The 23030-nt window shown below is 65.7% G+C and carries 21 protein-coding genes; 13 read left to right on the top strand and 8 right to left on the bottom strand.

All coding sequences use genetic code 11. The features are described from left to right. Positions 1-30: 30 nt before the first annotated feature. Positions 31-1674, bottom strand: a complete 1644-nt coding sequence (locus EV687_RS03170; protein ID WP_122226405.1) for a 3-(methylthio)propionyl-CoA ligase — start codon at positions 1672-1674, stop codon at positions 31-33. A 314-nt stretch (positions 1675-1988) separates the two neighbouring features. On the opposite strand from EV687_RS03170, the gene EV687_RS03165 reads away from it, so the two are divergent. The 10 genes from EV687_RS03165 to EV687_RS19125 all read left to right on the top strand — a co-directional run bounded on the left by EV687_RS03165 (position 1989) and on the right by EV687_RS19125 (position 9857). After that, on the top strand, positions 1989-3494 hold the full coding sequence (locus EV687_RS03165; protein ID WP_122227148.1) for a protein adenylyltransferase SelO: 1506 nt from the start codon (positions 1989-1991) through the stop codon (positions 3492-3494). Continuing rightward, complete coding sequence (gene msrB / locus EV687_RS03160) at positions 3491-3940, top strand: peptide-methionine (R)-S-oxide reductase MsrB (RefSeq protein ID WP_122226404.1); 450 nt, start codon at positions 3491-3493, stop codon at positions 3938-3940. The genes EV687_RS03165 and msrB overlap by 4 nt, the downstream gene beginning before the upstream one ends. A gap of 157 nt (positions 3941-4097) precedes the next feature. Further along, the gene (locus EV687_RS03155) at positions 4098-4679 is read left to right on the top strand and encodes a septation protein A (protein ID WP_162846534.1); all 582 of its coding nucleotides are present in this window, start codon (positions 4098-4100) and stop codon (positions 4677-4679) included. Beyond that, positions 4676-4960 carry a BolA family protein gene (locus EV687_RS03150; protein ID WP_122226402.1) on the top strand — a complete coding sequence of 95 codons (285 nt, stop codon included), beginning with the start codon at positions 4676-4678 and terminating at the stop codon, positions 4958-4960. The genes EV687_RS03155 and EV687_RS03150 overlap by 4 nt, the downstream gene beginning before the upstream one ends. Before the next feature lie 75 nt (positions 4961-5035). Continuing rightward, entirely contained in the window at positions 5036-5821 is a 786-nt protein-coding gene (locus EV687_RS03145) for a peptidylprolyl isomerase (RefSeq protein ID WP_122226401.1), read from the top strand. Positions 5822-6008: 187 nt separating this feature from the next. Further along, complete coding sequence (gene asd / locus EV687_RS03140; RefSeq protein WP_122226400.1) at positions 6009-6869, top strand: archaetidylserine decarboxylase; 861 nt, start codon at positions 6009-6011, stop codon at positions 6867-6869. A 79-nt stretch (positions 6870-6948) separates the two neighbouring features. Beyond that, positions 6949-7857 carry an LOG family protein gene (locus tag EV687_RS03135; protein WP_122226399.1) on the top strand — a complete coding sequence of 303 codons (909 nt, stop codon included), beginning with the start codon at positions 6949-6951 and terminating at the stop codon, positions 7855-7857. Then, positions 7854-8615: a 16S rRNA pseudouridine(516) synthase gene (locus EV687_RS03130; RefSeq protein WP_122226398.1), complete on the top strand. Its 762-nt coding sequence runs from the start codon at positions 7854-7856 to the stop codon at positions 8613-8615. Before EV687_RS03135 ends, EV687_RS03130 begins: the two co-directional genes overlap by 4 nt. A gap of 66 nt (positions 8616-8681) precedes the next feature. Continuing rightward, positions 8682-9128, top strand: coding sequence for a DNA polymerase III subunit chi (locus EV687_RS03125; protein WP_122226397.1), 447 nt, complete (start codon positions 8682-8684; stop codon positions 9126-9128). A 6-nt stretch (positions 9129-9134) separates the two neighbouring features. Continuing rightward, on the top strand, positions 9135-9857 hold the full coding sequence (locus EV687_RS19125; protein WP_242612441.1) for a hypothetical protein: 723 nt from the start codon (positions 9135-9137) through the stop codon (positions 9855-9857). 69 nt (positions 9858-9926) lie between these two features. Here the strand turns inward: EV687_RS19125 and EV687_RS03115 are convergent, their stop codons facing one another. Both EV687_RS03115 and EV687_RS03110 read right to left on the bottom strand, forming a co-directional pair. Continuing rightward, a complete protein-coding gene (locus EV687_RS03115) occupies positions 9927-10889 on the bottom strand; it encodes an aldo/keto reductase (RefSeq protein WP_122226396.1) in 963 nt (320 codons plus the stop codon). Positions 10890-11114: 225 nt separating this feature from the next. Next, entirely contained in the window at positions 11115-12500 is a 1386-nt protein-coding gene (locus EV687_RS03110) for a TolC family outer membrane protein (protein WP_122226395.1), read from the bottom strand. A gap of 238 nt (positions 12501-12738) precedes the next feature. Here EV687_RS03110 and EV687_RS03105 point away from each other — a divergent pair, with 238 nt between their 5' ends. From EV687_RS03105 to EV687_RS03095, 3 genes are all read left to right on the top strand, one after another. After that, on the top strand, positions 12739-14262 hold the full coding sequence (locus EV687_RS03105; protein WP_122226394.1) for a phospholipase D-like domain-containing protein: 1524 nt from the start codon (positions 12739-12741) through the stop codon (positions 14260-14262). 46 nt (positions 14263-14308) lie between these two features. Continuing rightward, positions 14309-15310, top strand: coding sequence for a tRNA dihydrouridine(20/20a) synthase DusA (dusA, locus tag EV687_RS03100; RefSeq protein ID WP_423201060.1), 1002 nt, complete (start codon positions 14309-14311; stop codon positions 15308-15310). Between the two features lie 267 nt (positions 15311-15577). Continuing rightward, positions 15578-16222: an NYN domain-containing protein gene (locus EV687_RS03095; RefSeq protein ID WP_122226392.1), complete on the top strand. Its 645-nt coding sequence runs from the start codon at positions 15578-15580 to the stop codon at positions 16220-16222. A 99-nt stretch (positions 16223-16321) separates the two neighbouring features. On the opposite strand, the gene cydX is transcribed toward EV687_RS03095, so the two are convergent. The 5 genes from cydX to cydD all read right to left on the bottom strand — a co-directional run bounded on the left by cydX (position 16322) and on the right by cydD (position 22889). After that, positions 16322-16438 (bottom strand): cytochrome bd-I oxidase subunit CydX, encoded by a 117-nt coding sequence (gene cydX, locus EV687_RS03090; protein ID WP_122226391.1) that lies wholly within the window; start codon positions 16436-16438, stop codon positions 16322-16324. A 96-nt stretch (positions 16439-16534) separates the two neighbouring features. After that, positions 16535-17692, bottom strand: coding sequence for a cytochrome d ubiquinol oxidase subunit II (cydB, locus tag EV687_RS03085; RefSeq protein WP_122226390.1), 1158 nt, complete (start codon positions 17690-17692; stop codon positions 16535-16537). Positions 17693-17733: 41 nt separating this feature from the next. After that, on the bottom strand, positions 17734-19326 hold the full coding sequence (locus EV687_RS03080; RefSeq protein WP_122226389.1) for a cytochrome ubiquinol oxidase subunit I: 1593 nt from the start codon (positions 19324-19326) through the stop codon (positions 17734-17736). A 99-nt stretch (positions 19327-19425) separates the two neighbouring features. Continuing rightward, positions 19426-21168, bottom strand: coding sequence for an amino acid ABC transporter ATP-binding/permease protein (locus EV687_RS03075; protein WP_207226368.1), 1743 nt, complete (start codon positions 21166-21168; stop codon positions 19426-19428). Continuing rightward, the gene (cydD, locus tag EV687_RS03070) at positions 21165-22889 is read right to left on the bottom strand and encodes a thiol reductant ABC exporter subunit CydD (protein ID WP_122226388.1); all 1725 of its coding nucleotides are present in this window, start codon (positions 22887-22889) and stop codon (positions 21165-21167) included. Before cydD ends, EV687_RS03075 begins: the two co-directional genes overlap by 4 nt. Positions 22890-23030: the final 141 nt, after the last annotated feature.

Below are 23030 nucleotides of genomic sequence, written 5' to 3'. Positions count from 1 at the left end.
CGCGGAAAGAGAAAGATCGTGAACAGGTTCTCAGGCGGTCGGCAGCTTGTAGCCGTCCAGCTGTTCGCGCAGCCGCGTCTTGAGCATCTTGCCGGTGGCACCAAGCGGGATGCCCTCGACGAACACCACGTCGTCCGGAATCTGCCACTTGGCGAGCTTGCCCTCATAGAATTTCAGCAGTTCCTCGCGGCTGACTTCGGCGCCGGGCCTGAGGGTGACCACCACGATGGGGCGTTCGTCCCACTTCGGATGCGGCATACCGATCGAGGCGGCCATGGCCACGGCCGGGTGCGCCATGGCGATGTTCTCGATGTCGATGGAACTGATCCATTCGCCACCGGACTTGATGACGTCCTTGCTGCGATCGGTGATCTGCATGAAGCCATCGGCATCGATGGTGGCCACGTCGCCGGTCGGAAACCAGCCGCGTCCCTGTGCGTCGTAGACCAGCGGGTCGTTGCCTTCCTGTTTGTAGTACTTGGCAATGATCCAGGGGCCGCGCACCAGCAGGTCACCGTAGCTCTTGCCATCCCAGGGCAGCTCATCGCCATTGCCATCGACGATCTTCATGTCCACGCCGTAGACCGTGCGCCCCTGTTTTTGCAGGATCTTGAAGCGTTCCTCCTCGGAGAGGCTGGCATGCTTGTTCTTGAGCCGGCCAAGCGTGCCCAGCGGGCTCATCTCCGTCATGCCCCAGGCGTGCAGCACCTGCACGCCCAGCTGCTTCTCGAAGGTGTGAATCATCGCCGGCGGACAGGCCGAGCCGCCGATCACGGTGCGCTGCAGGGTGCTGAAGCGCAGCCCGCCCGGCAGCACATGGCCGAGCAGCATCTGCCAGACGGTGGGCACGCCGGCGGCCATGGTAACGCCCTCGGCTTCGATCAGCTCATAGACCGATTTGCCATCGAGCGCCGGGCCCGGAAACACCACCTTGGCGCCGGTGATGGCCGCCGTGTAGGGCACGCCCCAGGCATTGACGTGGAACATCGGCACCACCGGCAAGATGGCGTCGCTGGCCGAGAGATTCATCACATCCGGCAGCGCCGCGCCATAGGCATGCAGCGTGGTCGAGCGGTGGCTGTAGAGCGCGGCTTTCGGGTTGCCGGTGGTGCCGCTGGTATAGCACATGCTCGATGCGGTGTTCTCGTCGAGTTCGGGCCAGACGTAGGTGCTCGGTTGCGCGCCGATCCAGGCCTCATAGCTGACCAGGTTCGGGATGCCGGTATCCTTGGGCAAGCGGTCCGCATCGCACAGCGCAACCCATTGCCGTACGTCGGGGCACTTGGCATGGATGGCTTCGATGATGGGTGTGAAGGTGGTGTCGAAGCACAGCACCTTGTCTTCAGCATGGTTGACGATCCAGGCGATCTGCTCGGGATGCAGGCGCGGGTTGATGGTGTGCAGCACGCGGCCGGAGCCGCTCACGCCAAAGTACAGCTCCATGTGGCGGTAGCCGTTCCAGGCCAGTGTGGCCACCCGATCGCCCTGTTCCAGACCGGCCACATCCAGCGCATTGGCCAGTTGCCGCGAACGCGCCGCCAGATCCCGGTAGGTGTAGCGGTGGATGTCCCCCTCGACGCGGCGCGAGACGATCTCGGCATCGCCATGGTGGCGCTCGGCGTGTTCGAGCATGTTGGAAATCAGAAGCGGTTGGTGCTGCATCAGGCCCAGCATAGATGGTCTCCTTGGTGTGTTCTCGTCGTTGGCATGTCCCACAAAGCCATGGCTTCGATGATCGGGCGACAAAGCGGCTTCCCGTCGGGGAGGCAGTCATATGATGCGGCATTCGAACCATGGCGAGGGCAAAGCTGCAAGCCTCCAAGGGGAATCCCCGCTGTCATCGAGTCGCATCGGTGACAATCCCGGCGCCTGGCGGGCCTCCGGCGATCGGGCGGCGGCAATAGACAACAAGAGGCGGCAATAAACAGCAACAAGTGGCAATACCCATGTGTGGAATGGCCGCCAACGTTTTCTGGCACAGTCGGTGCATGCCCGATCTCCCGACCCATGCGCCGCCGCTAGCCGCCCCTGTCCCCCACTGGCGGGGCGATGGCTACCAGCGGCTTGGCGCGCCGTTCGTCACGCAGACGGCGCCGCAGCCATTGCAGCAGCCGTTCTGGGTGGGCTTGCACGCGTCACTGGTCCGGCAATTGGGCTGGCAGGACTGGCTGCCAGCCAGTCCTGGCGAAGACCTGCTGCAGGCCTTCGCCGGCAATGCGGTGTTGCCGGGCAGCGCGCCGGTGGCCACGGTCTACAGCGGCCATCAGTTCGGTGTCTGGGCCGGTCAGCTCGGTGACGGCCGCGCGCTGTTGCTGGGCGAACTCGATTCGACGCTGGGGCCGCAAGAACTGCAGCTCAAGGGGGCGGGGCGCACCCGCTACTCGCGCATGGGCGATGGCCGTGCCGTGCTGCGTTCCTCGATCCGCGAATATCTATGCAGCGCGGCCATGGACGCGCTGGGTATTCCGACCACCCGGGCGCTGACACTGGTGGGCTCGACCACACCGGTGCTGCGCGAGCGCGAGGAGACGGCGGCCGTGGTCGCGCGCATAGCGCCATCCCTTCTGCGCTTTGGCCATTTCGAGCATTTTTCGGCCAACCGGCGCATGACCGAGCTGCGGCAGTTGGCCGACTTTCTCATCGCGCGGCATTTCCCCGAACTCTTGGAGGCCGACGATGGCGGCAAGCCCTACGAGGCACTGCTGCGTGAGGTGAGCCGGCGCACCGCCGCGCTGATCGCGCAATGGCAGGCCGTGGGCTTTGTGCACGGCGTGATGAACACCGACAACATGAGCATGCTGGGCCTGACGCTCGACTACGGGCCGTTCCAGTTTCTCGACCGCTTCGAGCCCGCGCGCATCACCAATCACAGCGACCAGCAGGGCCGCTACGTGCTCTCGCGCCAGCCGGCCATCGGCTACTGGAATCTGCTGTGCCTGGCGCAGGCCCTGCTGCCCTTGATTGGCAGCGAGGATGCGGCCGTGGCCGCCATCGATGGGTATCGCGATGCCTTCCCTGCGCAGTTCAATGCCCGGATGGCTGCCAAGCTGGGCGCCCTGCCAGGAACGGCCGAGGACGCCGTCAATCCAGTGCTGACGCCGCTGCTGCAGGCGATGGCGCGCGAACGTTGCGACCACACCATCTTCTGGCGCCGTCTGGCGCATGCGGCAATCGGCGGCGATTTCGCGCCGGTGCAGGATTTGTTTGCCGACCGTCCCGGCATCGACGCCTGGATGGATGACTATCGCCGCTGGCTCGATGTCCATGGTGACGCCGCCAGCATCGCCGGCATGCTGCGCGCCAGTCCGCACATCGTGCTGCGCAACCATCTGGCCGAAAAGGCCATCGCCGATGCGGAAAATGGCGATTTCGACGAGTTGGTGCGGCTCATGGATGCGCTCTCGAGCCCCTATGATGAGCGGCCCGAACATGCGGCCTATGCCGACTTCCCGCCCGACTGGGCCGACCAGATCCACGTGAGTTGTTCATCATGAGCTTTCCCATCCAGAAAACCGACGCCCAGTGGCAGGAGATTCTCCGCAACAAGCCGCAGGCCGAGCCGTTGGCCTGGCAGGTCACGCGCCATGCCGCGACCGAGCGGCCTTTTACCGGTCGCTACGAACAGTTCTGGGAGAAGGGACGTTACCACTGCATCGCCTGTGAGGCGCCGCTGTTCGATTCGCACACCAAGTTCGACGCCGGCTGCGGCTGGCCCAGCTTCGACGAAGCGCTGCCTGGCGCTATCGTCCAGCGTCCCGATGACAGCCATGGCATGCGGCGCGTGGAAATCCTCTGCGCCCAGTGTGGCGCGCACCTGGGTCATGTCTTCCCCGATGGTCCCACCGACACCGGCCTGCGTTATTGCATGAATTCCGCTGCCATGGACTTCGAGGGCGGCGAAGGCGGCCAGGAGAATCCGCCGGGCGGCTTCCGGCCGTAAGAACCTGTTCCAACAGCAGGAGCCAACAGCAGGAGCCAACAGCAGGTGTCAGCAACTGGCATCTAAAATGCCCGATCTTTGATCGCCAGCTGCCTATCACGCACTGGCGCGTTTGATTTTGATGACGGTGGCCCATGGCTGCCGGAAATTCCCCACCATGAAGTTTCTCTTCGACCTCCTGCCGTTCATTCTGTTCTTCGTCGCCGCCAAGACATGGAACATCTTCGTTGCCACCGCCGTGGCCATGGCCGCCTCTGCGGCGCAGATCGCCTACATGTACCTGAGCGGACGCAAGATCCTGACCATGCAGTGGGTCAGCCTCGGGCTGATCGGCGTGTTCGGCGGGCTGACGCTGGTGCTGAACAACCCCATCTTCATCATGTGGCGCTCGTCCATCGTGAACTGGTTGCTTGCGGCGGTGCTGCTGGTGTCCATGCTGGGCATGCGCAAGTACCTGCTCAAGATGCTGATGGGTGCGCAGATCCAGATGCCCGAGTTCGCCTGGCGTGCCATGACCTGGGGGATGATCGGGCTCTTCACCGTGATGGGCGTGCTCAACATCCTGGTGGCCAAGAACTTCAGCGAGTCGACCTGGGTCAACTACAAGACCTTTGGCAGCCCCGTCATCACCTTCCTCTTTTTCCTTTTGATGGTGTACCTGCTCAGCCGCCACATGACGCTGATCGGCGAGGACGAAGAGGGCGGCCAGGGCGGCCCGGACGGGCAGGCCAAGCCATGAACGATGCACTGCCTCTGGAAGCCGTGACGGCCAGTGCCATAGAGGCGCGCCTGCGTGAAAAACTCCTGCCGACGGAACTTGTGGTGATCGACGAGAGTCATCAGCATTCCGGCCACGCAGGCGCCAATGGCAGCGGCTTTGGCACCCATTTCAGGGTTCACATCGCTTCACCATTGTTTCTCGGCAAGAGCCGGGTGGCGGCACATCGTCTTGTGTATGATGCGCTGCGCGACTGCTTTGACGCGGGGCTGCACGCCCTGGCCATCGAAGTGACCGGCTGATGGCCCCGCCGCAATGCCCGAAGGGCAGCGGTGCCGGCCATATTTTGCAAACACCCCAAAAGGGAATCTGACAACATGAAAAAACAACTTCTTTCCGCCTTGCTGGCGAGCGTCTGCTTCGGTGCCGCAGTACCGGCCATGGCGCAAAACCTGGCCGTCGTCAATGGCCAGGCCATCCCGCAGGCGCGCTATGACTACTTCATCGACCAGTTCGTCAAGGCTGGCCGCGAGAAGACGCCGGAGCTGGAGCAGCATGTCAAGGAGGAACTGGTTCGCCGCGCTGTCTACGAGCAGGAAGCCGCCAAGCTGGGCCTGGACAAGACCCAGGACTTCCAGCAGGAGATGGACCTGGCCCGCCAGACGCTGCTGATCCGCGCGCTGTTCCAGAAGGAGCAGCAGGAACACCCGATCACCGACGCCGCCGTCAAGGCCGAATACGACAAGTTCGTTGCTGCCAACAAGGGCACCGAATACCATTCCGCGCACATCCTGGTCGAGACCGAAGACGAGGCCAAGGCCATCATTGCCGACCTGAAGAAGGACGCCAAGAAGTTCGAGGCCCTAGCCAAGGAAAAGTCCAAGGATCCGGGCTCCGGCAGCAATGGCGGCGACCTGGGCTGGTCGCGTCCCGAGGCCTATGTGCCTGAATTCGGTGAAGCCTTGGCCAAGCTGAAGAAGGGCGAGATCTCCGACACGCCGGTCAAGACCCAGTTCGGCTGGCACGTGCTGCAGCTCAAGGACACTCGCCCGGTGCAGCCGCCGGCGCTGGACGCCGTCAAGCCGCAGATCCAGCAGGCCCTGGCCGAGCAGCAGCTCGTCGAGTACCAGGAAAAGCTCTACAAGGCCGCCAAGATCGACTGATCGCGGAAGCAGAAGCACCGGCATCGGCTGGCGGCACGCCAGCCGATGCCAGCAACGAGGGAGGGCATGTGATGCACTCCCTTTTTCTTTGGTCAGCCGGCAGAGCCGCTACTGTGCACAGGGATGAAGCCGCGCCACTGCGCCCGATCCGCATAGAATCGCCTGTTTTGCGAGGAATTCCCAAGCCGTGTCCGATCGATTGGCCATTTTGTTGCAGCAGCTGACGCCCCGGCTGGCCCTCACGCGCGCCGCCGGCCGTCTGGCTGCGGCCCGCCAGCCCTGGATCGCCCAGCCCTTCATGCGTTGGTTCATACGCCGCTATGGGGTGGACATGAGCGAAGCCCTGCATGCCGATCCGGCCGACTATGCGTGCTTCAACGACTTCTTCACCCGTGCGCTGCGACCGGACGCGCGGCCGCTGGCAGGCAGCGCCTGGATCAGCCCGGTCGATGGCGCGGTCAGCCAGCTCGGCCGCATCGAGGCCGGACGCATCATCCAGGCCAAGGGGCGGGACTACACCGCCGCCGAGCTGCTGGCTGATGCCGGGGCGGCTGCCGCTTACGCCCATGGCCATTTCGCCACGCTGTACCTGAGCCCGCGTGACTACCACCGCATCCACATGCCTTGCGACGGGCGTCTGCTGCGCATGAGCCATGTGCCCGGGGACCTGTATTCGGTCAACCAGGCCACGGCGCGCGGGCTCGACCGCCTGTTCGCCCGCAATGAGCGGCTGGTCTGCTGGTTTGAAGGACCGCAGGGGCCGTTTACCATGGTGCTGGTGGGGGCCACCATCGTCGGCAGCATCGCCACCAGCTGGCATGGTGTGGTGACGCCCCCGCGCACCGGTGCGATCCGTCACTGGCAGTACGGCGCTGCCGGTCAAAGCGCCATCACGCTGCGGCAGGGCGAAGAGATGGGGCGCTTCCAGCTTGGCTCCACGGTCATTCTGCTGATGCCGGACGGGGTTCCGCTGCAATGGAACCCGGCCTGGCATCCCGGTGGCGCGATCCGCATGGGCGAGGCCATGGCTGCAACGGCCCCGGCCTGATGCCCATCTGCTGTTCGCCGCTGCGATCCTCCCACCCTTCGCTTCCGACGCATTCCATTCCCGTTATCGACGCCAACGCATGAAATCGACTCCGCCGCAAATCACCCAGACGCTCACCCACAGCATCGACGAGGTCGATGCCGAGGCCATCAACCCGAAGGCCTTGCAGCCGGAATCGTACCGGCTGGCTTTCGACGACCCGGAGTTCATGGCGCGCCGCGAGACGCGCGGTATCCGCTTCCAACTGGAGCTGCTCAAGCCTGAGCTGGAACAGGAGGCGCGTGGCATCCACAACACCGTGGTGATCTACGGCAGCGCGCGCTTCGTCGATGCGCAGACCGCCAATGAACGCCTCAAGGCCGCCGAGGCCAGCGGCGACGATGCTGCCATCGCCCAGGCCAGGCGCGCCGTGCGCAACGCCGCCTATTACGAGCAGGCGCGCGCCTTTGCCCATCTGGTGGCGACCGAATGCGAATCCGAGCCGGTGGAGAAGCGCTTCGTGGTTTGCACCGGCGGGGGGCCTGGCATCATGGAGGCGGCCAATCGCGGCGCCTACGAGGCTGGCGCGCTCAACATCGGCCTGAACATCACGTTGCCGCACGAGCAAAGCGGCAACTCCTACATCACGCCGGGCCTGAGCTTCAAGTTCCACTATTTCGCGCTGCGCAAGATGCACTTCCTGATACGGGCCAAGGCGCTGGTGGTCTTCCCCGGCGGCTTTGGCACGCTCGATGAGCTTTTCGAGGTGCTGACGCTGGTGCAGACCAAGAAGGCCAAGCGTGTACCGATCGTCCTGTTCGGCAGCGAGTTCTGGCGCAGGATGCTCAACTTCGACGCGCTGGTCGAGCAGGGCACCATCAACGAGACCGATCTGCAACTCTTCCATTATTGTGACGAGCCGCGCCAGGCCTGGGAGGTGATCCGCGCCTTCTACGCCACCCCCAGCCGCGCGGCCGAGCTGGTCGAGCCCAATACGGTGGACCTGTGATCCTGGCCGACATCCTTTTCTCGCAGGGCTTTGGCACGCGCCGGGTCTGTGCAGGACTGGCGCAGGCCGGGCTTGTGCAGGTTCAGGTGCAGGTGTGCGGGGATGGATTGCCCGATGAAGAGGCCTGGCACACCGAGACTGATCCTGCCGCATTCATGGCCGAGCCGCAGGGCCTGTGGCTGCGGGTGCAGGGGCAAGTCTGGCCGTTCCGCGACAAGGCCTGGCTGATGATGAACAAGCCGGCCGGCACCGAATGCTCGCAAAAGCCCTCGGCCTGGCCCAGTGTCTACACCTTGCTGCCGGCGCCACTGCGCCAGCGCCCCGTCAAAGGTGGCAAGCCGGGCGTGCAGGCCATCGGCCGGCTCGACCAGGACACCACCGGCTTGCTGCTGCTCTCCGACGATGGCATCTTCATCCATCGCATGAGTTCGCCCAAGCATCGCGTCGCCAAGGTGTACGAGGCGCGCACCGCAGACCCGGTGACTCCCGGGCAGGTGCGCCAGTTGCTCGCGGGTGTGGTCCTGAACGACGATCCCAAGCCGGTCAAGGCCGATGCCTGTGAGCTGAAGTCTCCCCACCATCTGGTGCTGACGCTGCACGCGGGCAAGTACCACCAAGTCAAGCGCATGATCGCCGCGGTGGGCAACCGTGTCGAGCAACTGCACCGCAGCCAGATTGGCGGCCTGGTGCTGCCGGCCGACCTTGCGCCGGGGCAGTGGCGCTGGCTGCAGCCCGAGGAGCTGGCGCTGCTGCGTTGAACAGATCAGGCGGGGAGGCCGATTGGTTCATTGGGAGCGCCGGATGATTTGCCAGATAATGCGGGCATGACGGATGTGCTTTTCTACTTCAACGTCCCGAGCAAGCTGCATTTCGCCTGCCGTCTGGCGCGCAAGGCCTTCACGCAGGGCAGCGGCCTGGTGATCACCGCTCCGGTCGAGCAGTTGCAGGACATCGATGGCCTGCTGTGGAACATGGCTCCCAGCGACTTCATCGCCCACGACTGGCTGCGTGCCGATGCCGCCCTGCAGGCGGCAGCCGGCCCCATCCAGCTGCTCGAAAGCCCCGAGGCAGCGCCACTGGTGGCCAAGCCGCAGGCCCTGCTGAGCCTGTGGCCCGAGGTGCCATCCTGCTTCAGCCATTTCGAGCAGGTCTACGAGATGGTGGCTGCCGCTGACGATGCCGACCGGCAAATGGGCCGGCAGCGCTGGCGCTACTACCAACAGCGCGGCTACCGCATCGAAGGGCATGATCTGGCGCAAACCTCCCTATGACGGCCCATGATGACTGATGAACGCGATCGGGCTGCGGGTCCCTTTCCCCCTGAGTCGATTCCCACGCTGACCGAGGCCCTCGATGCCGTACCGCTCGGCGAATTGCAGGCCGCGTCCGCGACTTTCCCTCCCGCGGTGATTCCGGTGCTTACCGAGCCTGTGGAGGCGGTGGAGGCTGCCAGCCAGCCGACTGGCGCGGACGGCGCACGGCCTCCCGCCCCGACGGAACGGTTTGCGGCCGTGATCAACGACCCGCTCGAATCACTGGCACAGGCGCTGCAGTGGCCGCAGGGGACAGACGTTGCCGGTCCGACATCGGTGGTATCAGAAGCATCCGAGGCCGCTACCACGTCCGCAGGAACCGAAACACCGCTGGGACTCGCGGAGGAAGAGATCGCCGCCTGGACTGCTCCGGCATCACACGCTGCCGTGGCTGGCGCGTCGCCCGCTTTCTTCACGCCGGAGCAAACGGCCACCGACTTCAAGGCCTTGCTGCCCGAGAATTTCGAGGAGCAGCTGGTGCACCGCATCATGCAGCGCGTCGATGCACTGCTGAGCGTGCGGGTGGCCGAGGTGATTGCCGTGGTGGTCGAACAGCAAACGCGCTCGCTGGTGCCCAGCCTGCGCGAGGAGCTGGAATTTTCCGTGCGCAAGACGGTGTACGAAGCCATGGCCGACGAACTGGCCGACATGCACCAAGCCACGCCGCCAGGGTCTGGCGCCAGTTGATTCGCCAAGCGGCGCCGGGCTGGCATAGCCGGGCCGCGATGGCTGACCGGCTGCGCGCGCTCATGGCGCTCAGCCGGAACTGGCCAGGCTCAGTTCTTCCAGCGCATCCACGTCCAGCCGCAGGCGGGCGGCAAACAGCAACTCATCGAGCTGGTCGAGCGAGCTGACGCTGGCAATCGCCGCAGTGACGCCTGGCTGGCGTATCAGCCACGACAGTGCCACCTGCGAGGGCGTGGCGTGGTAGCGCTCGGCCGTTTCGTCGAGCTTGTTGAGAATCACCAACCCACGGTCGTTGAGGTACTTTTCGACCACGCCCTTGCCGCGCGGGCTCTTGCCGGCATCCTCGGGCTTGCGGTACTTGCCGGTCAGAAAACCGGCGGCCAGCGAGAAGTAGGGCGCCACCGCCAGCTCATGCTCCTGCACCAGCGGCAGAAGGTTCTGCTCGAAGTCCGCGCGGTCGTACAGGTTGTAGAGCGGCTGCAGCACATCGTAGCGCGCCAGTCCCAGGCGTGCGCTGGTCTGCAGCGCCTGTTCCAGCCGTGGCGCACTGTAATTGGAGGCACCGATATGGCGGACCTTGCCGGCCTTGACCAGCGCGTCGAAGGCGCCCAGCGTCTCGTCCAGCGGCGTATCGACATCATCCTGGTGGGCGTAGTACAGATCGATGTAGTCGGTCTGCAGGCGCTGCAGCGAGGCATCGACTGCGGCGCGGATGTAATCGGGGCGCAGGCCGTTTTTGCCATCTCCCATGTCCATGCCGACCTTGGTGGCCAGCACGACCTGTTCGCGCCGGCTGCCGCCGCCCTGACGCAGCCACTTGCCGATGATGCGTTCGGATTCGCCGCCCTGGTGGCCATCGGCCCAGCGGGAATACACATCGGCGGTGTCGATGAAACTGAAGCCGTTGTCCACCAAGGCATCGAGCAGCGCGAACGAGGTGGCCTCGTCGGCAGTCCAGCCGAACACATTGCCGCCAAAGCAGATCGGCGCGACCTGAAGACCGGTTTTTCCTAATGCTCTGAGTTCAGGCATGCAAGCTCCTTTCCAGTGATGACCAGGCCGGTGCGCCATCGCGCGGGCCGGGGTCCATGCAGGCTGGTGCGCCGCGGGGCGGCGCGGACCAAAGAACGACCATGGTAGCCGAGACTGCCGTTTTGCGTCAGCGCAGCACTACCAGGAAGACGCGCCGGGCAGGATCTGCTGGCTCAAGCCGGCATATCCTGCCGGTTCACCGGTTCGCCGGCCGCCCTGGCGGGCTCAACTGGAGCCAGGCGCGGCCTGGGCCGGTGCGGGCTCATCGGCCCCAGGGGCCTGCAGCAGGCTGTTGATGCGGTGTACTTGATCGAGGCCCAGCGTGCCACTGGTCTGGGCCAGCCGCAGATGGGTCATCAGCACGTCGTAGCGGGCCTGGGCCAGTTCACGGCGGGTCTGGTAGAGCTGGCTTTGGGCATTGAGCACGTCGATGTTGATGCGCACACCCACCTGGTAGCCCAGCTGGTTGGCTTCGAGCGCGCTCTGGCTGGATGCCTCGGCCGCTTCGAGCGCCTGCACCTGGCTCAAGCCGGAATGCAGGCCATAGAAGGCCTCGCGGGTGGCTTGCGTCACCTGGCGGCGCACCGCGTCGAGCTGGGCGCGGGCCTGCTCTTCCAGCGCCACGGTTTCCCTGACGCGGTTCTGCACGGCAAAGCCGGCGAACAGCGGCACATTGAGCTGCACGCCGATGCTGCCCTGGTTACTGCGGGTGGGCGGCAGCGGGCTGCTGAGCGTGCCGTCGGGGTTCTGCACATGCGCGAGGCTGGCTGTCAGGTCCACCGTGGGCAGGTGACCGGTCTCGGCCTTGTCGGTCTCCAGCTTGGCGATGTCCAGTGCCAGCAGCGCCTGGCGGATTTGCGGCTGCGTGCTTTCGGCCTGCGCCACCCAGTCAAGCACACTGTCGGGTTCGGCGCTGGGCAAGGCCGCCGGCACACGCAGCGTCCACGGTTGGGTCTGGATGAGGCCGACGGTCTGGTCCAGCGCCAGACGCTTGACCAGCAGGTCGTTCTCGCTGGCGATTTCTTCGGCGCGGATGCGGTCGAACTGGGCCTGGGCCTCGCGGGTGTCGGTGATGGTGGCATTGCCGACCTCGAAATTGCGCTGGGCCGCCGCCAACTGCTCCTGCACGGCGGCTTTTTGCGCCTGCACGAACATCAAGGTGTCCTGCGCGGCCAGCACATCGAAGTAGGCCTGCGCCACGCGCACGATCAGGTCCTGCGCGGCGGCATCCAGGCCTGCACTGGCCTGTTCGAGGGCCAGCTTGCTCTGGCTCCATTGCAGGCGGTCGGCGGGCCGGTAAAGGGCCTGGGAGGCGGACAGCGCCACGGTGCGATTGGTGCCGGTGTAGCGCACGCTCTGCGATGCAGGCAGGCCCTGCGGGTTGACGCGGGTCTGCGTGCGGGAGAGCTCGGCGCCCACCCCCACTTGCGGCAGCAGCGGGGCGCGGGCCTGGTCGCTGCGGCGCGCCACGGCGTCGCGCTCGGCCAGGGCGGCGCGCCACTGGGCGTCATAGCCGGTGGCGCTTTCCACCATTTCCAGCAGGCTTTGCGCCTGTGCCGAGCAAGCGAAACCGAGGGCGATGGCGGCAGCGAGGTGTCGAATCGGACGCATGGATATCCAGTTGGTACAAGAAAACAGTGCGGTGCGGATGGCCAAGCGCCTGTTCCACCCATGAACGGGTCATGAACAGGCGTCGAGGGCCAAGTGTACGTGATGTGCATGCGCCGGCAGGGGTGGGTGGAGGGATCAGGGATAATGCACACAGCGACCGCGCCGCCACCCGGGCGGCCGGTCATTTCTCTTCATCCCAACGGGGTTTTCTCCCTCACGTTTTCCGATACCAGTCCCCTTGTACGCACTGCCGCTCTCACTGGGGCACATCAGCCTGGTCTGCATTGGCCTGCTGACCTATGTGCTGACCAACCGCATCAACCATTCGCGCCGTCCACCCGGCTCGGCGGTGGCCTGGGTGCTGCTGATCGTCGCGTTTCCCTACCTGGGGTTGCCGCTCTACCTACTGTTCGGTTCGCGCAAGCTCGTCAAGGCGCTGCCGGTCCACCAGGTGCACTGGTCTGCACCCAAGCCGGACAGGGGCCTGCAGGCCGAGCCGCGCTGGGCCCATGAAGTGCTGGTGGCGGTTGAGGCGCCGCCGGTGGTGCTGGCGCCGGAGCTGCATTTCGAGGCCGACGGCCGCATCGCGCTGCTGGGGGTGCTCGACTGCATCGACGCGGCCGAACATGAGCTGTGCGTATGCACCTTCGTGCTGGGCAACGACGAGGTGGCTTCGCGCATCATCGATGCGTTGGTGGTGGCCGTGCACCGCGGCGTGCGGGTGCGCCTGCTGATCGATGCCATTGGCAGCCTGGCGCTGCGGCGCGCACGCATGCAGCTGCTGCTGCGCAATGGGGTGGAACTGCGTCGCTTCATGCCGATCTTCCGCAACCCGGTCAGGGGCCGCACCAATCTGCGCAACCACCGCAAATGCATCATCGTCGATGGTCGGCGCGTCTGGACCGGCGGGCGAAATCTGGCCGCCGAGTACTATCTGGACCAGCCCATGCATCCGGCCTGGCTGGACATGAGCTTCCAGGCCACCGGGCCGATCGCCGAGCAGTTCCTTGCGATCTTCGAATCCGACTGGGCACAGGCTTCGCAGCCGCTGCTGTGGGGGCAGAGCAAGGCCACCGGCCAGAGCCTGGCGCATGGCGCCATCGATGCTTTCTACCGCCTGCAGGATACCTGGCATCACGTGGCCGATCTGGTCAAGGCCAGCATGCCCGGCTACCTCACGCCCGGTTCGGCCCAGACCGGCGACATGGCACCGCAGACCCTGCAGGCACAGACCATGCAGCTCATCCCCAGCGGGCCGGACTACCAGGATGACACGATCTACACGCTGCTGCTGACGGGTTTCTTTCAGGCGCGCCACTCGATCACCATCGTCACACCTTATTTCGTGCCCGACGATACGCTGACGGCCGCGCTGACGCTGGCGGCGCGCCGCGGCGTGCGGGTGCAGTTGCTGATCCCGAAGGTCTCCAACCACCGCCTTGCCGACATCGCCCGCATGCGCCCGCTGCGGCTGATCGCGCAGGCCGGCGGCGAGGTGTACTGGATCGCGCATATGGCGCATGCCAAGGCCTTCATCATCGATGAGCAGATCGCCATGAGCGGCTCTGCCAATCTCGACACCCGCAGCATGTTCCTCAACTATGAGATGATGGCCGCCTTCTACAGCCCCGAGGCGATCGCCTCGCTGACGCAGTGGGCCCGGCAGCTGCAAGCGGCCTCGACCCGCTACGAGTTCACGCCGCCTGGCTTTGCCCGCGACGTGCTCGAAGGCTTGGTGCGTGCCGTCGCCTTCGAGCTGTAAGCACCTGTTCAAAGGGCACTGGATGCCATCTTCGTTTTTTTCCTCCATGCCTGCCGCTTCCCCATCATGGCGGGTCTGCGTCGCGCCCATGCTCGACTGGACCGACCGCCATTGCCGCTACCTGCACCGGCTGCTCAGCCGCCATGCTCGCCTCTATACCGAGATGATCCACACCGGCGCGCTGCTGCACGGCGATGCGGCGCGCTTCCTGCAATACGACGCCACCGAACACCCGCTGGCACTGCAACTCGGCGGCAGCGATCCGGCCGATCTGGCGCGCTGCACGCGCCTGGCGCAGGAGTGGGGCTATGACGAGGTCAACCTCAACTGCGGCTGCCCGAGCGAGCGCGTGCAGCGTGGCAGCTTCGGTGCCTGCTTGATGCGAGAGCCGCAGCTGGTGGCCGATTGCGTCAAGGCGATGCGCGACGCCGCAAACGTGGAGGTGACGGTCAAACACCGCATCGGCCTCGACCGCGACGAGAGCTATGCCCAGGTGCGTGATTTCGTTGGCCAGGTGGCCGAGGCCGGCTGCCGTGTCTTCATCGTGCATGCCCGTAATGCCTGGCTCAAGGGGCTCAGTCCCAAGGAGAACCGCGACATTCCGCCATTGCGCTATGAGGTGGTGCGCCAGCTCAAGCAGGATTTCCCGCAGTTTCGCTTCGTCATCAACGGCGGCATCAAGGACAGCGCGCAGGCCGAAGAACTGCTGGACGGGCTCGACGGCGTGATGATCGGCCGCCAGGCCTACCACGACCCCTGGTGGCTGGCCGAGTGGGATGCGCGCTTCTTTGGTGATCTGCCGGCTGCCGCGCCGGCATCGCGCGAGGCGGTCGAGGAGGCCATGGTGGACTACATGCAGGCACAGCACCGGCAGGGCGTGCCGACCTTTGCCATGGCGCGCCACATGCTGGGCCTGCGCAACGGCCTGCCGGGCGCGCGGGCCTGGCGCCAGGTCTGGAGCGACCACCGGCTCAAGCACTTCCCACCCAGGGAAATCCATCGCCAGGCCCAGGTGCTCTCAGTGCCCCAAACCCTGGCACAGGCTTGAACACCGGCTGCCTGCGGCAGAGCGCCAGCTTTGCGGTCGGTTTACATGCCGGCCCGCCTGCCAGGCGGTGAGCATCGGTGTTTTTCTCTACAATGATCGCCAGGGCCTGTTGACGAATTCTTCACAAAGAACGTCGGCAGGTTCTTACTTCATCCACACGCAAATCTGTTGGGGGCATGCACAGGCGCATTGCATCGCTGTGTTGCACCCGTCTTCTTGTGCGCGTTCCGATCAGATCCACGTCCATTTCATTGCCAATCATCATTGATGACTCCGAACCGAAACAACCTGCTCAGAATCGCCGTGATCTATGACGGCAGCTTCTTCTGGCGCATCAGCAATTACTACCGCTTCACCCACAACAAGCAAAGCCATCTCAACCTCAGCGCACTGCACGACTACCTGCGCCACCACATCGCGGCCATCGAGACGGACAGCCGCGTGGCGCTGTGCCAGATCACCGAGGCGCACTTCTTCCGCGGACGCTTTTCGCTCAAGGCCGTGCAGGCCACGCGCGATCCGCTCAAGCAGCTCGAGACCGACCGCTTCCAGGACCAGGTGCTGATGTGGGCCGGCGTGGTGGCCCACTACCAGCCCATGAACGAGGCGGCCAACCCGCCGGAAGAGAAGGGCGTGGACATCAACCTGGCGCTGGAGACCTACGACCTGGTGGTCCACAAGGGCTTCGACGTGGTGGTGCTGTTCACCGGCGCGGCCGATTTCTCGCCACTGGTGCGCAAGCTCCAGAGCGTGGGCACGCGCGTGCTGGTACCGGCCTTCGATCTGCCCAACTATGCGAAGACGTCGCAGCGCCTGCTGGAAGAGGCGGCCTACAGCCTGCCGTTCTCCGACCTCATCGACAAGGCCGTGGACGACAAGTACGAGGACCTGCTCGACGCCGTGTTCCGCTGACAGAAGGGGCGCCACGCCGCCTCCAGGCGATAGTGGCCGAGCCATGCAAAAAGCCAGTCGTTCCTGACTGGCTTTTTGCGTTGGCTCAAGGGCTTTCCATCAAGGCTGGCGGCTGTGGCGCTTGCGGTCTTCCTCGACCATCTCGAACCACATGGCATTGAGCACCGCGAACAGCGCGGCAACCGGAAGGCCCAGAATCCAGGCGAAATACCACATATCAGAACTCCTTGGCTTGGGCGACGCCGGCGGACGAATGGGCCCGCCGCGCGCCGATGGGGTTTACAGGGACATTAAACGGCATCGCGTCAGCCATCAGTAGGCATGGCCGCGCTCTTCCTCGATCTCCTTGCCATCGACCTTGCCGCGCATCACCGAGTACACCCAGCTGGTGTAAGCCAGAATGATGGGCAGGAAGATGATGGTGCACACCAGCATGATGAAGAGGATCAGGTGGCTGGACGAGGCATCCCAGACCGTCAGGCTGGCCTGCGGCTGGATCGACGAGGGCAGGATGAACGGGAACATCGAGACGCCCACGCTGAGGATGATGCCGGCAATGGCCACGCCATTGGCCAGCAGCGTGAAGAGTTCATGGCGGCGTGCAAAACCCCAGGCGGCCGCCAGCGAGCCGAGGATGCCGATCGCGGGCACCAGCCACAGCACCGGCGCTGCGGCATAGTTGGCGAACCACATGTGCGCGATGCCACCCTCGGCGGTCTTCATCATCGGATTCGAAGGGCCGGTGGTGATGACCTCGCTGGTGATGCGATAGCCATCGACGAAGAGCCACATCAGCACTCCGGCCAGCACGTACAGCAGCGGGGTGGCGAGGGCGGCAACCAGACCCGCGCGGCGGCTGCGCGCCTGCACCGCGCCGCTGGTCTTGAGCTGCAGCCAGGCGGCGCCATGGGCGACCAGCATGGCCACCGAGACCAGCCCGCACAGCACGGCAAAGGGGTTGAGCAGGCCGAAGAAGCTGCCGTCGTAGTAGATCTGCATGTCGGGCTCGAGGCGGAACGGCACGCCCTGCAGCACGTTGCCGATGGCCACGCCGAAGATCAGCGAAGGCACGAAGCCGCCGATGAACAGGCACCAATCCCAGGTGCTGCGCCAGCGCGGGTCCTCGATCTTGCTGCGGTACTTGAAGCCCACCGGACGCAGGATCAGCGCGAACAGGATGGCGAACATGGCCAGATAGAAACCAGAGAACGAGACGGCATAAAGCTGCGGCCAGGCGGCGAAGATGGCGCCGCCGCCGAGAATCAGCCAGACCTGGTTGCCTTCCCAGATCGGGCCGGTGGTGTTGAGCACCACGCGGCGTTCGATGTCGCTGCGGGCCACGAACGGGCCCAGCGTGCCCACGCCGAGGTCGAAGCCATCGGTACAGGCAAAGCCGACGAGCAGGATGCCCAGCAGCAGCCACCAGATGACGCGCAACACGTCATAACTGAGGAGTTCGTGAAGAATCATGGTGTTTCTCCGTTGGATACGATGAATCTGGACCGGACCGCTCAGAAGGCGGCGCTTTGCTGCGGCAGGGCGTGCGGTGATGTCTGCAGCTCGGCGCGGTCCTGTTCGTCGAGCTGCGGACCCTTGCGGATCGCCTTGAGCATCAGTTTCATCTCGACGATCAGCAGCACGGTGTAGATGGCCACGAAGCCCAGCAGCGTGCCCAGCACCGTTGTGGCACTGAGGTTGGAGACCGCCACGGCCACCGGCAGCACGCCCTCGATGGCCCAGGGCTGGCGGCCGAACTCGGCGACGAACCAGCCGCACTCGGCGGCAATCCAGGGTAGTGGAATACTCCAGACCGCCACGCGCAGCAGCCAGCGCGGCATGGTGTCGATTTGATGGCGCGCGGTGTGCCAGAAGAACACCAGGGTCAGCAGGATGAAGAAGAAGCCGAGGCCGACCATCACGCGGAAGGTCCAGAACAGGGGGGCAACCTGCGGCACGGTGTCCCAGGCTGCCTGCTCGATCTGTGCGGCCGTGGCCTGGCGCGGATCGTCCACATAGCGCTTGAGCAGCAGCGCATGGCCCAGGTCGCCGCTATGGGCGTCGAAGCGCGCGCGCACCTCGGCCGGAATCGGCTGATGGCCATGGGCGCGGATTTCGTCGAGAAGATCATAGGCGATCAGGCCATTCTGGATGCGTCCCTTGGCCTGTTCGACCAGGTTCTTGATGCCGGGAATCTGCGTGTCCAGCGAGCGCGTGCCGATCAGGCCCATCACCCAGGGGATGTGCACCGCGTAATGGGTTTCGCGCGCCTCCTGATCGGGGAAGCCGAAAGCGGTGAACGACGCCGGCGCCGGCTCGGTCTCCCACATGGCCTCGACGGCAGCGAGCTTCATGCTCTGGTGCTCGCCCGAGAGATAGCCGCTTTCATCGCCGAGCACCACCACCGACAGCGAGGCCGCCAGACCGAACGAGGCGGCCACCGTCAGCGAGCGCTTGGCCAGGTCGACGTGGCGACCTTTGAGCAGGTACCACGCCGACACGCCCAGCACGAACAGTGCCGCGACCGTGTAGCCGGCCGAGACCGTGTGCACGAACTTGGCCTGCGCCACCGGATTGAACAGCACCTCGGCGAAGCTGGTCACCTCCATGCGCATGGTCTGCGGGTTGAGCGCGGCGCCGGCCGGGTTCTGCATCCAGCCATTGGCGATCAGGATCCACAGCGCAGAGAAGTTGGTGCCCAGCGCCATGGCCCAGGTCACGATCAGGTGCTTGACCTTGGAGAGCCGCTCCCAGCCGAAGAAGAACAGGCCCACCAGCGTGGCTTCGAGGAAGAAGGCCATCAGCCCCTCGATGGCCAGCGGTGCCCCGAAGATGTCACCCACGTAATGGCTGTAGTAGCTCCAGTTCATGCCGAACTGGAATTCCATGACGATGCCGGTGGCAACGCCCAGCGCGAAGTTGATGCCGAACAGCGTGCCCCAGAACTTGGTCATCTGGCGCCAGATCGGGCGTTGGGTCATGACGTAGACGGTCTCCATGATGCCGAGGATGACGGCCAGGCCCAGTGTCAGGGGAACGAACAGGAAGTGATAAAGCGCCGTCGCGGCGAATTGCAGTCGGGAGAGCCCGACGATGTCGAGATCCATGGCTAGGCCTTTCTTGATGAGGGAATATCGATGGGGCGGGAGGGAGAGTGGAACATCGGCGCTGGTGCCAGTGTTCGGGAAGAATCGGGCGGGTTTGGCTCAGTCGGGCCGCAGCCGCCGCAGCAAATCGTCATAGGCGGCATCGCCATGGCGCACATCGGCCAGAATGCGTCCGCCCGGGGCGAGTTCGATCAGGCGCGAGGCCAGCCGGGCCTCGCGCCGCAGGTGGGTGGCCATCAGCACCGTACGCGTGCCAATGTGGGCGGCAAGGCGCTGCAGCACATCATGGGCCACCTCGGCATCGATGCCCTCGGTCGGCTCATCGAGCAGCCAGAAGCGCTGTTGCGACAGTAGCAGCCGTGCCAGCGCCAGGCGCCGCGCCTGTCCGCCAGAGAGGCCCAGGCCGCCTTCGCCCAGCAGGCAGTCCAGCCCGCCCTGGCGCTCCGCCACCAGCTCTGCGAGGCCCGCATCGCGCAGCCCCTGCATCAACTGCGCATCGTCCAGCGGGCGTTCCTGCAGATTGAGGTTGCCCCGCAGGCTGTCCTGGAACAGTTCGGTGCGCTGCGTCAGCCAGCAGGCCGGCAGCGCGGCAATATGGCCCTGTGCCGGCCGGCGCTCCCCGCAGGCCAGCGCCAGCAGCGTCGACTTGCCGCAGCCGCTGGGGCCCACCAGGGCCACGCGCTCGCCCTCGGCGATCTGCAGCGTCACCCCCGCGGAAAAGCGCCCGCCGGCCTCTGGGCGGAGCAGGGCGCGCGCATCCCGCATTTGCAGTGCCATGCCTGCCGGCGGCGCCGGCAATGATGGCGGGCCACCGGCTGTGCCGCCCGCCTGCAGCGGCGCCTGGAGCCGCCGCGCCGACAGCAAGGCCCGGCCCCAGTCCTGGGCACCGCGGCGCAGCGCTGCGAAAGCTTCGGTTGCAGCCAGCACCATCAAGGCCAGCAGGGCCGCGCTGGCGGCGCCAATGCGGCCCTGCCAGACGAGCCAGCTGCCCGCCAGCAGCGCCGCAGCCAGCGTGGCCGAATGCAGCGCCTGCCAGGTCCAGCCGGCCATGGCATCGCGTTGCTGCAGGCGATCGTCGAGACGCGCGAGTCGGCGTTCGGCGGCCAGCAACTGCTGGCGTCGCGCCTCGTACTGGCCTGCCATCAGCAGATCGGTCTGGCCGGCGCAGAGGTCGCTCATCCGGGTGCGCAACTGCTCGGTCAGCCGCATCTGCTCCGCCGAGAGGCGCGCGCTGCTTCGCAGCAGCCAGCCGGAGATGCCCAAGCCCGTGGCCAGCAGCCACAGCAGGGCGGCGAGGCCCAGCCAGGGGCTGAGCCAGGCCAGCCAGCCGGCCATGCCCAGCGTCATCGCCAGCGCCGCGCACAAAGGCACCAGCAGCCTCAGGTAGAGGGACTCGGCTGCGTCGAGGTCGCGCGTGAGCCGAAACAGCAGGCGTGCCGGACGCAGCTGCCATGGCCGCGCCGCAAGCGGCCTGGCAAAAGCGCGAAACAGCCGTTCGCGCACATCCACCAGCGCCGCCAGCGTGGCAGCGTGCGTGACCAGCCGCTCACCATAGCGCGAGGCTGTGCGGCCCAGCGCCAGCAGACGGATGCCGGCCGATGGTGTGAACACGTTGAAGGCCAGTGCTGCGGCACTGGAGAGGCCGGCGATGGCGGTGGCCGTGATGAACCAGCCCGAGAGGCCCAGCAGCGCCGCGCCCGTCAGCGTGGTGCAGGCGGCCAGCAGCATGCCCAGGGCCATGGCGCGCCAGTGCCCGTGCAGCAGGCTGCCCAGCAGCGTGCGCAAGGCTTGCCTGTTGCGGTTCGCAAGGGGCTTGGGCCTGGTGGGGGTGTTACCGCTCATGGTGCCTCCTCCCGTTTGCCCACGATTCCGCCCGTCGCCGTCTCGAAGCGAGCGCTGTCGGCATCGATGGCGATGCGCAGCGGCAGCCGCGCGATCAGCTGCGGGTCATGCGTGGCCACCAGCAAGGTCCTGCCTTCGGCGAGCGTCTCGATGGCACTGATGACTTGTGACGCGGTCTCGGCATCGAGGTGGGCCGTGGGCTCGTCAAGCAGCAGCAAGCCGGCCGATTGCTGCGCGGCCAGTCGCGCCAGCATCAGTCGCACCGCCTCGCCGCCCGAAATGCCGGCCCCGCCTTCACCCAGCGGGGTCTCGGTCAGGGCTGTCACCTCGCCCGCCAGGCCGGTGGCCTGCAGCGTGGCGCGCAGATCGGCATGATCGATCTGTGGGCGGCCCAGCGTGATGTTGCGCCATGCCGAAGCGGCGAAGATGTGGGGCTGCTGGCCCATCCAGCCGATGCGCTGGCGCAGGCCGGCGGCATGCGCCTCATCCATGGCTTGGCCGTCAATGCGGACTTCGCCGGTCTGCGGCCGCAACAGACCCGCGACCAGCGCCAGTACCAGGCTTTTGCCACTGCCACTGGCGCCGGTGATGGCCACATGCGCGCCGGCGGGAATGAAGCCGTCGAGCCTGGGCAGCGGCGCCAGTGCATCGGGCATGACCAGCTCCACCTGGCGGAACTCCACCGACAGGGCGGGCATCGGTTGCCCCTGCGGCGTCACCTGCATCTGCGGTTTGCCCAGGACCAGGGGAGTAAGCGGCGTGGACAGCCCGGCCAGACTTTGTGCGCCAGCCAAGCCATTGGCGCGGTCGTGCCAAACGGCCGAAAGCTCGCGCAAAGGTTCGAAGAAACTCGGCGCCAGCAGCAGGATGAAGAGCCCGGCCCGCAGGTCGAGCGGGCCGCCCCAGGTGCCGAAAGGCAGTTGCCCCAACAGGTGAAAGCCCACGTACACCGCCACCAGGGCCACCCCTAGCGCGGCGAACAGCTCCAGCACCGCGGATGAAAGAAAGGCCACCCGCAACACGCGCATGCTGCGCGCTGCCAGATCCAGGCCGCGCTCGCGCAGACGACGAGCGGTGGCGCCAACGGCATCCATGGCGCGCAGCGTGGCAAGGCCGCGCAGGCGGTCGAGCAGGAATCCGTGCATCTGGCCAAGTTCCACCATCTGCGCGGCGCTGATGGCCTGGGCGCGCCAGCCGACGATGGCCATGAACAAGGGAATCATGGGGGCCGCCAGCAGCAGCACCAATGCCGCCAGCCACGAGTGCCATGCCACGCACAGCAGGATCAGCGGCGGCGCCAGCAGGACCCGCCACTGGGCGTTCCGGTAACGGGAAAGCCAGGGCACGATGGCCTCGGCCTGTTCGACCCAGGCGCTGGTCAGCGCCCCGGAGGCCGGGCGTCGCTGGTCCAGCGGCGACTGCACCTGCAATGCCAGGCTGGCCTGCTGGCGCAGTTGGGTCAGGTGAGTGCGCGCCTGCAGCTGGCTGCGCCTGCTGCTCCAGTACTCCAGGCTGGCACGCAGCATGCCGATCAGCACGATGCCCAGCGCGGCCTGCAGTGCGCCGCTCCAATGGATGGTGGCCGCATCGGCAGCCAGCGCGGCCACCGCTCCCGCGAGCAACCATGCCTGTGCGACCCACGGCCACGCCGCCACCCCATGCAGCAGGGATGGCAGCTCGGGTACCGATAGCGCCTTGTCGACAGCGTGGGGGGAAGGCATGGTTCCGATCGAACTTTCAATTCATGTAATTTCAGTAATTACTGAATTTTAACGATTATTTACATCGTCCGTTCAAAGTTTGCGCAAACGCAAAGACCAGCCTACTGCAAATGCCTGATAAAGAAAAGTTTTTTCGCTGTG

Origin of the sequence: Corticibacter populi (assembly GCF_004217315.1) — a bacterium.
In the GTDB taxonomy this organism is placed as follows: domain Bacteria; phylum Pseudomonadota; class Gammaproteobacteria; order Burkholderiales; family Burkholderiaceae_C; genus Lampropedia; species Lampropedia populi.
The sequence above is the reverse complement of the archived record's forward strand: the minus strand, read 5'-3'. Positions and strand labels throughout refer to the sequence as shown.